14 protein-coding genes are annotated in these 13858 nt (G+C 33.3%); 13 read left to right on the top strand and 1 reads right to left on the bottom strand.

Going from position 1 to position 13858, the window contains the following annotated elements:
- Nucleotides 1-43 precede the first annotated feature (43 nt).
- From JMN12_RS03290 to JMN12_RS03255, 8 genes are all read left to right on the top strand, one after another.
- The gene (locus JMN12_RS03290) at nt 44-2722 is read left to right on the top strand and encodes an AsmA-like C-terminal region-containing protein (RefSeq protein ID WP_203082138.1); all 2679 of its coding nucleotides are present in this window, start codon (nt 44-46) and stop codon (nt 2720-2722) included.
- Nucleotides 2723-2745: 23 nt separating this feature from the next.
- On the top strand, nt 2746-3492 hold the full coding sequence (gpmA, locus tag JMN12_RS03285; protein WP_009751041.1) for a 2,3-diphosphoglycerate-dependent phosphoglycerate mutase: 747 nt from the start codon (nt 2746-2748) through the stop codon (nt 3490-3492).
- A 453-nt stretch (nt 3493-3945) separates the two neighbouring features.
- Nucleotides 3946-5337 carry a Pyridoxal-dependent decarboxylase sheet domain protein gene (locus JMN12_RS03280; protein WP_009751043.1) on the top strand — a complete coding sequence of 464 codons (1392 nt, stop codon included), beginning with the start codon at nt 3946-3948 and terminating at the stop codon, nt 5335-5337.
- Nucleotides 5338-5437: 100 nt separating this feature from the next.
- A complete protein-coding gene (locus JMN12_RS03275; RefSeq protein WP_203082139.1) occupies nt 5438-6385 on the top strand; it encodes a DUF4421 family protein in 948 nt (315 codons plus the stop codon).
- Between the two features lie 171 nt (nt 6386-6556).
- Nucleotides 6557-7813, top strand: a complete 1257-nt coding sequence (locus tag JMN12_RS03270; protein WP_009751045.1) for a tetratricopeptide repeat protein — start codon at nt 6557-6559, stop codon at nt 7811-7813.
- A gap of 94 nt (nt 7814-7907) precedes the next feature.
- Nucleotides 7908-8660 carry a tRNA pseudouridine(38-40) synthase TruA gene (gene truA, locus JMN12_RS03265; RefSeq protein ID WP_203137116.1) on the top strand — a complete coding sequence of 251 codons (753 nt, stop codon included), beginning with the start codon at nt 7908-7910 and terminating at the stop codon, nt 8658-8660.
- Between the two features lie 59 nt (nt 8661-8719).
- Nucleotides 8720-9244 (top strand): DUF2892 domain-containing protein, encoded by a 525-nt coding sequence (locus JMN12_RS03260; protein ID WP_203137114.1) that lies wholly within the window; start codon nt 8720-8722, stop codon nt 9242-9244.
- 110 nt (nt 9245-9354) lie between these two features.
- The gene (locus JMN12_RS03255; RefSeq protein ID WP_088594374.1) at nt 9355-9927 is read left to right on the top strand and encodes a DUF3109 family protein; all 573 of its coding nucleotides are present in this window, start codon (nt 9355-9357) and stop codon (nt 9925-9927) included.
- Nucleotides 9928-10255: 328 nt separating this feature from the next.
- On the opposite strand, the gene JMN12_RS03250 is transcribed toward JMN12_RS03255, so the two are convergent.
- On the bottom strand, nt 10256-10645 hold the full coding sequence (locus JMN12_RS03250) for a helix-turn-helix domain-containing protein (protein WP_088594373.1): 390 nt from the start codon (nt 10643-10645) through the stop codon (nt 10256-10258).
- A 168-nt stretch (nt 10646-10813) separates the two neighbouring features.
- Here JMN12_RS03250 and JMN12_RS03245 point away from each other — a divergent pair, with 168 nt between their 5' ends.
- The 5 genes from JMN12_RS03245 (at nt 10814) to JMN12_RS03225 (ending at nt 13708) form a co-directional block, all read left to right on the top strand.
- Entirely contained in the window at nt 10814-11053 is a 240-nt protein-coding gene (locus JMN12_RS03245; RefSeq protein WP_088594372.1) for a hypothetical protein, read from the top strand.
- A gap of 91 nt (nt 11054-11144) precedes the next feature.
- A complete protein-coding gene (locus JMN12_RS03240; protein WP_088594371.1) occupies nt 11145-11396 on the top strand; it encodes a hypothetical protein in 252 nt (83 codons plus the stop codon).
- A 17-nt stretch (nt 11397-11413) separates the two neighbouring features.
- Complete coding sequence (locus tag JMN12_RS03235; RefSeq protein ID WP_088594370.1) at nt 11414-11689, top strand: DUF3853 family protein; 276 nt, start codon at nt 11414-11416, stop codon at nt 11687-11689.
- Entirely contained in the window at nt 11689-12387 is a 699-nt protein-coding gene (locus JMN12_RS03230) for a transcriptional regulator (protein WP_088594369.1), read from the top strand. Before JMN12_RS03235 ends, JMN12_RS03230 begins: the two co-directional genes overlap by 1 nt.
- Nucleotides 12380-13708, top strand: coding sequence for a replicative DNA helicase (locus tag JMN12_RS03225; protein ID WP_203137112.1), 1329 nt, complete (start codon nt 12380-12382; stop codon nt 13706-13708). Before JMN12_RS03230 ends, JMN12_RS03225 begins: the two co-directional genes overlap by 8 nt.
- The last annotated feature ends 150 nt before the right edge of the window (nt 13709-13858 follow it).

The following is a 13858-nucleotide window of genomic DNA, read 5'->3' as shown; positions in this document are numbered from 1 at the left end:
TATTTTGTACCTTTGCCCTCTATAAAACATAATCATAAACACAATGAAAATAGCTAAAAAAATACTGAAATGGGGAGGTATCTCACTTTTACTCCTCATTATTGCAATGCTTGCTATCCCTTTTTTCTTTAAAGATACTATCAAAGAAAAGGTGATTGAGATGGCAAACGAGAATTTGAAAGCGAATATTGCTTTACAAGATGTAGATATCAGTCTATTCAAAAACTTTCCTAAGGCACACGTTACTCTCAACAATTTTGTATTAGTAAATAAAGAGCCTTTTGTAGGCGATACCCTTTTTGCTGCTAAACATATTGATGTAACTTTGAGTATCAAAGATTTATTAGCGGGTAACTACAATTTGTTAGGAGCTAATGTAAAAGATGCTTCTGTATACATTCACCTCAATAAAGAAGGAGCTGGTAACTTTGATATCGCTATCCCTTCCGATAAACCTGAAGAAGAATCTGCCCCTATTAAACTTGATATTCAACAATACAACATCGAGAATTTGAAATTCACTTTCAAAATGGATGATGGTAACCTATTTATGGAAGTAGCCGACATCTACCATAGCGGAAAAGGTAACTTTGCTGAAGAAGTATTAGATTTAGATACACAAACTAAAGCCAATGTAACTTTTGCAATGGATAAAAGTACTTTTATGAAACAAGTTCCCATTACACTTCAAGCTATTTTAGGCATCGACCTAAAAAATCAAAAGTACACTTTCAAACAAAATAAAGCTACCGTAAATCGATTAGATTTAGTATTTGATGGTTTTATTCAACTGTTAGAGGAAGGACAACATTACGACCTTACTTTTAGCACCCCTACTAATTCATTTCAAAACTTCTTAGCTCTTATCCCTGAAGAGTATGCTAAAAGTATTGAAAATGTAAAAACTACAGGTAATCTCACACTCAAAGGCTTTGCTAAGGGAGATATGGTAGGTGATAAAATCCCTACTTTTGGTCTTGAAATGTATGCTGATAATGCTTCTTTCAAATATCCAAACCTCCCTAAAACAGTGCGTGATATCACTATCGACCTCAAAGTGAATAATGCTACAGGTATTACTAATGATACCAAAGTAAACCTCAATAAATTTACAATGAGTATCGACCAAGACCACTTCTCAGCTCGTGCCAATGTGAGCAATATGGTAGTAAATCCATTTGTTGATTTAGCGATAAAAGGTACTATCAATTTGGCTAACTTATCACAAGCTTATCCTATTTCGTTGGATAAGAAGTTCTCCGGTATTCTTCGTGCCGATATCGCTACACAGTTGGATATGAAATCAGTAGAAACTAAAAACTACCAAAATATCAAAGCGCAGGGTAATTTGTCGCTTTCTCAATTTGTATACGCAGGAGAAGAGTTCGTAAAACCTTTCCATATCGATAATTTGAATGTAGCATTTAGTCCTTCACACATTGGGCTGTCTCAATTCGATGCCCGTACGGGTGAAACCGATTTGCATCTAACAGGAACAATCGATAATCTATATGGTTTTGCTTTCAGAAAAGAAATCCTCAAAGGGAACTTTAACCTTTCTTCTAACAAATTGGTGGTAAATGATTTTATGCAACCTGCTACTGCCGAAACAGCAACTCCTAAACAAGAAACTAAAGAAGCTCCTAAAACAACTGCTAAAGCTCCTGCTCAATCAGCTATAAAAGTACCCGCTTTCTTAGATTGTGCACTTACTGCCAAAGCTAATACGGTGTTATACGACAATTTAAAATTAAGCAACGTATCAGGTAAGCTAATTATAAAAGACCAAAAAGTGGCTTTAGAAAACTTAAAATCAGATATTTTTGGAGGGAATATAGCACTTACAGGTGATGTGTCTACCAAAGAAAAAATACCTACCTTTGACGTAGACTTGAACCTCAATCGCCTTAACATATCCGATGCTTTTACACAAATTACTATGCTCGAAAAGATAGCTCCTATTGCAAAAGCCGTACAAGGAAAAGTGAATACAGTTATCAATGTAAAAGGTAATTTGAAAAACGATTTAACTCCTGAAATTAACAGTATCTCTGGCGACCTATTTGCCGCGCTTATAGACTCTAAGATTGACAGCCACGGTTCTCCTCTACTCTCAGCCTTAGACAGTCAGTTTACAGGATTAAATTTAGCCAATCTCAACCTGAAAGATGTAAAAGCAGCGGTTGATTTTGAGGATGGAAAAGTAAAAATTAAACCTTTTACTATCAAATATAAAGATGTAGCCATAGAAGTGGCAGGTTCTCACGGATTTGACCAACAGATGAATTATAAGCTCACTTTCAATGTTCCTCCTCAAATGTTAGGTAAAGAGGCTGAAGGTTTGTTGTCAAAACTCACTCCTGAAAATCAGAAAAAAATAACCAACTTGCCTGTGGTAGCAACCGTAGGTGGAACTTTCAAAAAACCTCAAGTAAGCACTGATGCCAAAACCGTAGTAAAAGATTTGGCTACCCAAATAGCTAAAAACCAAATTAACAACCTTACCGCTAAAGGCACCGACGCATTACAAAAGGCTTTAGGAGGTAAAACCAGTTCAGGTACAGCAGGCGAAATCACAAAAACTGTTGGTGGACTGATGAAAAACAGAGATAGCACAATGACTAAAGTGAAAGAAAAAGCCAAAGAAGAGGCTAAAAAGGAAGCTAAAAAACAATTAGGTAACTTCCTTAAAGGCTTAGGTGGAAAAAATGAAGGCGAATAAAAACAAAATTAATTGAATTATATATGTATAAAGTAGTACTTTTACGCCACGGACAAAGTGAATGGAACAAGCTCAACCTATTCACAGGGTGGCAAGATGTAGATTTAACTGAGCAAGGAGTACAAGAAGCTCGTGAAGCAGGACGTGTTATGAAAGAAGAAGGTTTCAAATTCGATGTTGCCTACACATCTGTACTTAAAAGAGCTATCAAAACCTTGAACAATGCTTTAGAAGCAATGGGTGACCTTTGGGTACCTACTCACAAAAGCTGGAGACTCAACGAGAAAAGTTATGGAGCATTACAAGGCTTAAACAAAGCTGAAACAGCTGCTAAATATGGTGAAGACCAAGTACTTTTATGGCGTCGCTCTTACGATGTACGCCCTCCATTTATCGAAGAATCCGATGAACGTCACCCTTCACACGACCGTCGTTACAACTCACTTACTAAAGAGGAAAAAACTCCCGGAGAGAGCCTTAAAGATTGCTATGATCGTATGTTGCCTATATGGTTCAACGAGATAGCTCCTGACATCAAAGCTGGTAAAAGTGTGATCATTGCAGCTCACGGTAATAGTTTGCGCTCATTAGTTCAATACCTCGATGGACTTTCTGAGGATGAAATCCTTAAACTTAACATCCCTACAGGGGTACCTTTGGTGTATGAACTTGATGCTAACTTAAAACCTATCAAACACTATTACTTAGGTGACCAAGAAGCAATTGCAGCTGCTATTAACAGCGTTGCAAATCAAGGAAAATCAAAATAGTATTTGTTTTTATAAAAAATACCTCCAAGAAATTTTATCCTTTCTGGAGGTATTTTTGTCCTCTATAAAATGAGTATATTCCACAACTTGAACCTTAAAAATATCTAAATGAATGTTCCAGACTATAAAATATTCCTCACTTTTTTCTATCCAATGTGTTTGTAATTCAAAAATAATAATTATTTTTGCACTCAAATAGTAATATACTATTTCTGAAGTATAAGATAATTTAATTACTAAAACCTTTGGTCGTTGAAAATGAACATTTTATTTTTAAGTTATTTTCACTCTGCACGCACTCATTCTCTACAAATTAAATTTAAGGCTAAAAGTAGTCTTTCACCACTTCGTATTTGAATCAGGTGTAGTTAGGTAATAAATAGGTAACAAATTAAGGTTGCCTCAAATGTTTTTTTATAGAAAATTACTCATTATTTAATTTACACTGTACAAATGAAAAATAAATATATCGACCTAATTGACCAAACCTACTATTTTCCACAAGATGAATTTACTTTAGATGGCGATGAACTTCGCTTTCACAATATTGATTTGATGGAACTTGTACGCAAGTATGGAGCTCCCCTCAAATTTATGTATCTACCCAGAATATCCGAGAATATTCAACGTGCCAAAAAATGGTTTGAAAAAGCTATTAAAAAACACAAATACAAAGGGGCTTATAACTACTGTTATTGCACCAAAAGTTCTCATTTCAAACACGTAATGGTAGAAGCTTTGAAGAATGATATCCACATGGAAACCTCTTCAGCTTTTGATATCAACATTATCAACAACCTTATCAGCGAAGGATTGATTACCAAAGAGAATTATATTTTGTGTAATGGCTTCAAACGCGATGCTTATATTGATGGCATTGCCGATCTTATCAATCGTGGCTATCAAAATTGTATTCCTATCATTGATAACTATGAGGAAATCAATTTGTTTGAAGAAAAAATAAAAGGCTCATACAATATTGGTATTCGCATTGCTTCTGAAGAAGACCCTCGTTCTGAGTTCTATACCAGTCGTTTAGGTATTGGCTACAAAAATATTGTACCTTTCTACAATCGAGAGATTAAGGATAACCCTAAAGTACGCCTCAAAATGTTGCACTTCTTTATCAATACAGGTATTAAAGATAATGCCTACTATTGGAATGAACTCTTGAAGTGTTTGCGCGTCTATATCCAACTTAAAAAAGTAGCTCCTGAACTTGATAGCCTTAATATAGGTGGAGGTTTCCCTATCAAGAGTTCGTTAGCTTTTGAGTACGACTACGCCTATATGGTTGATGAGATTATCCGTCAGATAAAAATTACTTGCGACCAAGAAAAAGTACCCGTACCCAACATTTTTACTGAATTTGGTAGTTTTACAGTGGGTGAGGCAGGAGGCGCTATCTACGAGATAATGTACCAAAAACAACAAAACGACCGCGAGAAATGGAATATGATTAATTCCTCTTTCATTACTACTTTACCCGATTCTTGGGCTATTAATAAACGTTTTGTATTATTACCTATCAACCGTTGGAATGATGAGTACGAACGCGTACTCCTCGGAGGACTCACTTGTGATGGTGATGATTATTACAACAGCGAACAAAATATGAACGCTATCTATCTGCCTAAATATAACAAAAATAAACCACTCTATATAGGTTTCTTCAATACAGGAGCATACCAAGATAGTATTGGTGGGGTAGGGGGATTGCAACACTGCCTCATTCCACAACCTAAAATCGTACTTATCGATAAAGATAAAAATGGTAACCTTACCTCCCGTCTCTTTATGGAACAACAAAAAGCTGATGAAATGCTAAAAATCTTAGGTTACTAAAATTTAAGGTATAAACTTTGTAGAACCTTTGTCAAAGTCCTTTACGACTTTGACAAAGGTTCTACAAGCCCTAACTCCTTTTTCTTTAACTTCTGACAAAATGAAATACATAATTCTTTTTTTCTTATCAATCACTACTTTATGGGCACAAGATACCACAGCTACTAAAAGATACCACTATAAAGTGTGGATAAAACCTTCATTGAGTATCAATTATCTCGCAGTTGATATAGAAGACGCTCCTATTAATAAAGATTTGAAAAATAAAACAATATTACCTAACTATCCTCTTACAATGGGGTTGGGATTAGGAGTACATAATACCTATGTAAACCTTGATTATGCTAGAGGTTTAATGCCTTTGCGCAACGAAAATAAATATGGAAAAACGAGCTATTTTGATTTTCAATTACATTCCTTTATTAGCAATAAGTTTTTGTTAGATATTTATTATCAAAGTTATAAAGGTTTCTATTATGAAAATGGTCAAAATATACACCTTCTCAAAGATGCTCGTGTACAACAGATAGGAAGTGAATTTTTGTATTTTACCAAATGGAGAGAAACCTCTTTAAAAAATATATTTAATCCAGAAGGTGAACCGCTAAAACCTTTTTTCAGTTTCTATTTTGGAGGAGGTATTTTCCATCATAAACTCAGCTTGCCTCTTGTGGATCCAGATAGAACTGACGATTTTAAACATATACAAGCTGGATTTAGTGGAGGGGTAGCCAATCTTTGGCAACTTGCCCCCAATCTCACTTTTAGCGGCTTAATAGGATTAGGATTTTATTTTGGTGGAGAAACAGCTCCTATAAGTAAAATGAAAATCAATCAATATGTAAATTTTAGATATAACATAGCTCTTACTTACAAAATTAAAAGTTCAACAATAGATTTTTCAATATTGCATAACAACAAGCGTGTATATTTTAATGATTCCGACCTTGTAAGTATTAAAAACTCTACTTTTAGAATTAGTTTCACACAACAACTCAATGTTACTACCCGTCATAACAACAAAGTGATGAGGTTCTTAGGGATGTAATCTATTCCTTTGAAAAAGTAATAATCTAATAATCAAAATAATACAATTGGTATAATATTTGTTTCTAAATAAAAAGTTAAAAATATTTGGTATTTTTAAAATAAAGCACTACATTTGCGACTTATAAATGAATACATAAAACAAAAAACTGTTTTAAAATTGCAAAACAATATGAGAAAACCATTATTAATGGCTGCTGCTCTACTTATTTCGGCAGTCGCATTCGGACAAAAAAAAGAACTTAAAGAGATTGAAAAGCAAATCCGTAAAGGTGATTTAACATCAGCTCAAAGTGGTTTAAATGCCATTAAAGGAAGTATAGAAGGTACTGAGTTCGCTCCTCAGTTCTATTTCTTAGAAGCTCAAGCTAATATTGAGCTTACTAAGAAAAACAAAAGTTTAGCTTCTTTGCAAAACGCTACCGCTGCTTTTGCTAAAGTAAAACAATTAGAAGGCGGTAAAGGAAAATATACTAATCAGTTACAATCATTAGCTGATGAAGCTATAAACTTTGCAGTAGGGCAAGCTCAAGAGAAGTATAAAGTTAAGGATTACAAAAATGCTTCAATAGCTTTTGAACAAGTATATCGTCTTAGCGCTCGCGATACTGTGTTCTTGTACAATGCTGCTGTAGTAGCAGTGGAAGGTAAAGACTATGATAAAGCCGTGAAATTGTACTCAGAACTTAAAGACCTTGGTTATGATGGAGCTGAAACACTTTATATCGCAACCAATAAACAAACTAAACAAGATGAGACTTTCGCTGATAAAAACCAAGCTGAACTAATGGTAAAAGCAGGGACTCACGAAAAAGCAAGAGTTGAAAAAACGCCTTCTAAACGTGCCGATATCATAAAAAACATAGCCTTTATCTATGTAGAACAAAAGAAAGTTGATGAGGCTATCAAAGCATTTGAAGATGCTAAAAAAGCATATCCTAAAGATGCGAACATCATCCTTGCTGAAGCTAATGTATACTTGCAGTTAGACAATAAAGAAAAATTTAAACAACTAATGCAAGAAGCTGCTCAACTTGATCCAAATAATGCTGACCTTCACTACAATATTGGGGTAATCAATATGCAACAAGGTAATATTTTAGAAGCTCGCAAAGGTTTTGAACAAGCGCTTAAAATTAAACCTAACTACGCCGATGCCGCTTTGAATATCTCTACTACCTACATCAACGAGGGAAATAGTTTGATTGAGCAAATGAACAAATTAGGAAACTCTAAAGCTGATATTGCTAAATTTGAAGCATTGAGAGATCAAAAAGATAGTTTATTCAAAAAAGGTGCTGAAGTATTAGAAAACTATACCAAAGCAAATGGTAATGTTGAAAACATCTTAGAACAATTGAAAAACATCTATGGAGCTTTAGGAGATAGTGCTAATTTCCAACGTGTAAAAAAACTTTTAGGACAATAATTGAATCCTATGAAAATGAAAAATAGGAATTAGAGAGAAAAGTCTAATTCCTATTTTTTTATTCCTATTCAATAAAATATTCTATTTTGTCGAAATGCGTTATTTTATAGAACTCTCTTTCTTTGGTAAAAACTATCACGGTTGGCAATCTCAACCGAAGGCTATTTCTGTGCAAGAAGTTTTAGAGCAAGGACTTTCAACAATACTTCGAACTCCTGTAAGTGTAGTAGGAGCAGGACGTACTGATAGTGGTGTACATGCTTCACAAATGTTTGCTCATTTTGATGTAACCGAACCTTTACCTACCAACTTTGTACACAGATTAAACGCTTTCTTACCAAAAGATATTGCTGTTCACAACATATATGAGATGAAACCAAATGCTCATACCCGATTTGATGCTCTCAAACGTACCTATCAGTATCATATTAGTACTCAAAAAGATGTGTTTGCGTATGATTATGCAATGTTTTTCACTCATCCATTAAATGTAGCAATAATGAATGAAGCTGCTCAAATACTCCTTGATTATAGCGATTTTCAATGTTTTTCTAAAACTCATACTGATGTAAAGACTTTTATATGCAGAATTTATAAAGCACATTGGGAGAAAATAGACAAACAACTTATCTTTACCATCACAGCTGATCGTTTCTTACGCAATATGGTGCGTGCTATTGTAGGAACTCTTATAGATGTTGGATTACAAAAGCTATCACTTACAGACTTTGAAGATATTATTCTCAGCAAGAATAGAAATAAAGCAGGAGCATCAGTGCCAGCTTGTGGATTGTTTCTCACTCATATAGAGTATCCTGAAGAGCTCTTTATTCAAAAAATCAATTAAATATTAGTATTATTCAGTGAAATTCACTACTTTTGCAAACTTTTTAAATAAAACTATAAATGAAATATCTACAAAACAAATACTTAAAAATAGTTGTAGCTGTCCTTATTGTAGCTTGGGCAATATACCAATTCACTCGAGGAAATATAGGAAATGGCATTGCTCTCATTTTTCTATCACTTATTCCTATTTTATTGTATTTTCGCAATGAGTTTATATTGCTTACCTTTTTGCGTTTGCGAAAACAAGATTTTGCAGGAATGGAAAAATGGCTTGGCAAAATCGTAGACCCTGAAACAGCCTTATTACGTAAACAACAAGGCTATTACAACTATATGTACGGAATTATTTATTCACAAAAAAATCTTACACAAGCTGAAAAATACTTTCGTAAAGCCTTGCAATTAGGGCTCACAATGAGTTACGATGTAGCAATGGCAAAATTGAGTTTAGCAGGTATAATGATGCAAAAACGCAAAAAACGCGAAGCCCAAGAGCTTCTTACAGAAGCTAAAAAGTTAGACAAGCAAAATCTTATGACCGAACAGATAAAAATGATGCAACAACAACTTAAGAAAATCTAAATTAAGAGTAGGTCAGTATATTGATTTTAAAATTTTTAAAACAGATAAAAGAGTTAAAAGTAACATTTTACTCTTTTATTTTTTTATTGTTAACATAATAATTTAATAAAATGATACAAGTAGCTAATACTATTATTTCAGAAGATATAGTAGAAAGAGATTTTGTTTGTAACCTTAGCGCCTGCAAAGGAGCTTGTTGTATAGAAGGAGATGCGGGAGCGCCTATAGAAGAGCGAGAACTCAATATAATGAAACGTATTTATCCAGAAGTGGCACCATACCTTACTGAAGAAGGAAAGAGAGCTATAGAGGAGCAAGGAATATATGTAAAAGGAGAAGATGGAGAATGGGAAACCCCATTGATAAATGGGGGAGAATGTGCTTATGTAGTACGAAATGAAAAAGGTTGGGCACTTTGTGCTATTGAACAAGCATATAATGATAAAAAAATAGAATGGAAGAAACCTATATCTTGTCATTTATATCCCATACGTTTGCAAGAGTATAGTTCATTTACAGCGGTAAATTATCATCGTTGGAGTCCTATATGTGATGAAGCTTGTACTTTAGGGAAAGAGTTAGAGATGCCAATTTATAAGTTTGTAAAAGAAGCCCTTATTAGAAAATTTGGAGAAGAATGGTATAAAGAATTAGAACTTATAGCAGAACATTTGAAAAAGTGATAATGAACATAGAGAAATCTAAAAACTGACACATCTATTTTAAAAAAAAAACTTGGCGTAATTAGTTGATTATCAAACTAATTACGCCTATTTCGTAGCGAAGACGGGATTTGAACCCGTGACCTTTGGGTTATGAATTTTGCATTGATTTAAAAATATGTTGATTATCAATGCTTTTTAGGTTCAAAAAACCCCCAAAAACCTAATAAAAATACTCGGTTATATACTCTATTTTAGTGTTAATTAATACATGGAAATATCTGTGTTACAATGATTCATAAACTATTGTTTATTTCTATAAATTTTGGATTTACTAAAATTATAGCGATTAACTTTTCCCTGCTATGATTTGTAGCAGTTGTTGTATCTGTTCATCTTTCTTTGAAATTTGTATATCTTTCTCGCGGATCATATTCATTAAATCACTGATGAGTTCTTTAGTGTTTTCACCATCATTGTATACTCCTCCCTGATTTATTTTATGTTTACCTCCAGCATACAAATTACTCTTTGATATTTTCACATTTATATACTTTCCATTTATGTATTCCATAATGGTATTTAAAGTATTAGGTTGAGGCCTTTTTGTCTCTCCATTTATTATTTTTTGCACTCCAACAGCACTTAAGCCCGTATTTCGCTCAATTTCATAAGCAGTAATTTTGTATTCTTTCATTAATTCTAACACATTCACTAATAAGCTTTCTATTTCTTCCATAATAAATCATTGATTTCTAACATTTTAATTATTTTTAATTGATTTTCGCATCAAAAAAGTTTGCTATTTTATATAACTTGTTATATATTTGCAACCGAAAACAAAAGTATTTATACATTTTTAAATATAAATGTATTTAAATTTATTTTGCAAATATATAAATAAAAAATGAAAGTAAGTAAAATTATCATCGAAAAAATTTTGAACGACAATAATTTTAGCATTGAGTTAGCTAAAAGATTAGGTAACCAACAACAGTCAGTGTTAGGTTTAGCTCGTAGAAACAGTCGGAATTTGACTCTTTGGGAAGCTGTTCTATTTTACAAAGAACAGGGATTTACTGAGGAAGAGATTTTTTGTAATTCTAATACAAAAAATTCAGAAACCACATCAGAAGAAGGGGAATAATAAATATAAAATATAATATATTTTGTATTAAAAAATTATTTTTATATATAAAATAAGTGTAATAGTTTGCTTTTGTATAGCGATTTAACCAATGAACTCTCTTGTACAGATAGCCTATAAAACCGTTAATCAGTTTGAATTGTCCAAAAAAGACACTCAAACACTTATTGCTATGTTACAAGGTTCAGAGCAAGAACAGATAGAAGAGTCTCGGGAAAAATTAAAGAAAGTTCCTGAAGAGCTTTTGGAAGAAGTAACTGTTCTTAGAGAGCTTCTGAAAAGGAAACAGTTTTTTCCTCCTAAAAAGTGGAATGGTTATCACAAAGGAATAAAAGTATTTTAAGTATTTACAAAGAAGCTATGAGTATACTAAATAACAATACGCCTTTATGGCAACTTACTGTTGGAGAGTTCTTGGAACTTCAGAAAACAGAAATAGAACTTGCATTGGTAACCAAGAGCAAAAGATATGAGTATGGACTGAAGGGGTTAGCAAAATTATTAGGTTGTTCGCGTAGTACAGCAAGTAAAATAAAGAGTTCGGGGATTTTAGATGAAGCTATTTGTCAGAATGGTAAACTCATAATAATTGATAAAGAAAAAGCCTTAGAGCTACTCAAAAAAAGCAAAGAATAATGGACTATCTCAGTTTAACAAAAAAGTTTTGGACTTTTAATGATGTTTATCCACTATCAGCACCTATAGTGGCTATTTATCTTTTTCTGTTAGACAATTGGGATAAGGTAGGGAGTAAAGATTTTGAATTTTCTGACAAAGTAATGAGTAAAAGATTGAAAATAAATAGAAAGACCATAAAAACAAGTAAAGATACTTTACGGAATTTAGGTCTTATTAGTTATCAGATTACTAATGGATTTCCTACCTTATACAGAATTATTCCTGACTACCTTGTTAGAAATTTTGTTGTAGAAAGAGAAAAAACAATCGTTAAACAAGTTATTAAAAAACGGGAAGAGAAGTCTGTTTCTCAATTAGGAGAATTTCTAAAAACAAGTGAAATGCCTAAAAAAGAAAGTCTAACACTTCCAAGAGAAGTTCCTAAAGAAAACATTTCTAAAAACATTGATATTCCTTCTTTTGAAGAATTTATGAACTTTGCTAAAACTTTAGATATTTATGAAGAAGGGTTAGATGTACACTTAAAAATAAAATATGAAACTTGGAAAGATGATGGCTGGGTAAGTGGATATAACAAACCTATTGTAAATTGGAAGCAAACTCTTAAGAACACTATGCCTTATCTGAGGTCAAACAATAAAAACATCTTTAATGTTCCAAAAATAAACAGACCTAAATCTACTTACAATGAATGAAAACATAGATATAGAGAAATACGTGCTTGGCAATCTTGTGAGTGAGTCCCAACTCATTGCACAATACTATAATATGCTGAGTGTTTATCTTTTTTCTGCACCACAACATCAAGCTATTTACGAAACTATTGTGCGAGTTTGGAAACAATACGGCACTGTAGATTTGATACTATTAGGAAAAGAATTTGAGAAGAAAAAGCTAAATTCATACACTGTTTACTGTATTGATTTGGCTAATTTTGCGATTTCATCTGCTAATATAGAGTACCATATAATGCTTTTGGTACAAGCCTCTGTAAAGCGTGACTTTATCAATAAATTCTCCTTACTTCTCAGTATGGCTCAAAAGAAAGAGAATGATATATTCGATATACGCGATAAGGCTTTTGAATGCTTTAATAACCTTTTTATTGATAAGTTTATTGAAAATAACCGTCAAACGCGTGAGTTCCCTGAATTAGTAGAGGCTGTGCAAAAGAATTTCGAGAGTATTCATCAAGGGAAGCTCACAGGATTACAAAGTTCTCTAACTATTATCAATAAAGTATTTGGAGGTTGGCAGAAATCTAATCTTACCATTGTTGCGGGTCGCCCTGGTATGGGGAAAACTACTTTTTTAGTACAACAAATTGTAGATATGGTAGCTCAAGGATATTCGGTAGGGGTATTTTCGTTGGAAATGTCGGCAGAGCAAATTGCCTCTAAAATTATTACTAATTATACTGACATTCCTAATTCTTCCATCCTTCGCAAAGGACTTAAAGATGAGGAAGTGTATCGCTATATCTCTCTGAAAGACAATCTTACCCAAATGAAAATACATATAGATGACACTTCGTCTATTTCAATTGAAAATCTTAAAATGAAGGCAAAGTCAATGGCTCTTCGCTATCATATCAACATATTGTTTGTTGATTATCTACAGCTTATTACCTATCCTAAAGCTGGTAATAGAGAGCAGGAGATTTCCTTTATTTCTCGCAGTTTGAAAGGACTTGCAAAAGAACTCGATATCCCTGTGATTGCTCTTTCTCAGCTGTCACGAAATGTAGAACAGCGCACAGACAAGCGTCCTTTTCTTTCTGACCTAAGAGACTCTGGCGCTATTGAACAAGATGCCGATGAAGTGGTATTCCTCTATCGTCCTGAATATTACGGAATTGACCATTGGGATAAGGAATACAACAATGAAAGTACCAAAAATGAGGTAGAAATCATCATTTCCAAGAACCGACACGGGGGCATTCTCTCTGAGCGTTGTGTTGTGAGTATGGCTACTTCAAAGTTTAGAGATTTAAAAAAGAAAATTAGCCCAATGTAGAGTGATATTGCTCTCTTGTTGATAAAAATAAGAAACCTATGCAAGTGTAGCAGATGTAGTGAACTACCTTACTAAAGCCTCTGGAAATCTTTTTGAGGATGATTACACTTACAATCGTTCTTGTATGTCTTTTTATAGTAGACTATGTGA

Origin of the sequence: Capnocytophaga genosp. AHN8471 (genome assembly GCF_016806945.1) — a bacterium.
Classification (GTDB): Bacteria; Bacteroidota; Bacteroidia; order Flavobacteriales; family Flavobacteriaceae; genus Capnocytophaga; species Capnocytophaga periodontitidis.
This window is presented reverse-complemented; position numbering and strand designations above follow the sequence as displayed.